At 53.4% G+C, this 532-nt stretch carries 1 protein-coding gene and 1 pseudogene; one reads left to right on the top strand and one right to left on the bottom strand.

What is annotated here, in order from left to right:
- Nucleotides 1–182, bottom strand: a pseudogene (locus ACR0C6_RS22220) (FAD-dependent thymidylate synthase); the annotation flags it as partial.
- 177 nt (nt 183–359) lie between these two features.
- Between ACR0C6_RS22220 and ACR0C6_RS22215 the strand changes: the two are divergent.
- A partial coding sequence (locus ACR0C6_RS22215; RefSeq protein ID WP_480621371.1) for a VOC family protein occupies nt 360–532 on the top strand: 173 nt, incomplete at its 3' end.

Genomic DNA, 532 nt, shown 5'->3' with positions numbered 1-532 from the left:
GCAGCCTGACAAATCGCCGCGTCATCGCCCATATAGTCGATCACACGCACAAAACCGTGGTCCAGAACCTGATGCGCGGTGTACAGGTGATCCTCCATCCCCGGAGCAACAACACGACGCGTTTGATACGATTGCGCCCGTTGCGCTTCGATCTCGGTCAGTTGGTCAGAGGACAGCGGCATGAAATTTCCTTTCCAGCGAATGAGTCGCAGACCACTATATATCGGCAAAACCACGACAGGAACCGCGATATGTGCGCTAACTTGCGCAAACTCTAAATTGTGTCCGCCGCGCCCCTCGACAGACTATGTTAGCGCGCTAAGGTGCATGGCATCACCTGAACAAAAAAGGAAACCGCAATGGGGCTGACATACCTCCACACCATGGTCCGTGTGAAAGATCTTGAGAAATCCATGGCGTTTTATGAACTGCTGGGGCTGAAAGAAACCCGTCGGTATGACAGTGAACAGGGGCGGTTTTCGCTGATCTTCATGGCACCTCCGGGGCAAGAAGATCGTCCGATAGAGTTGAC

The sequence above is a fragment of the Ruegeria sp. AL12 genome, from assembly GCF_056540885.1.
The sequence above is the reverse complement of the archived record's forward strand: the minus strand, read 5'-3'. Positions and strand labels throughout refer to the sequence as shown.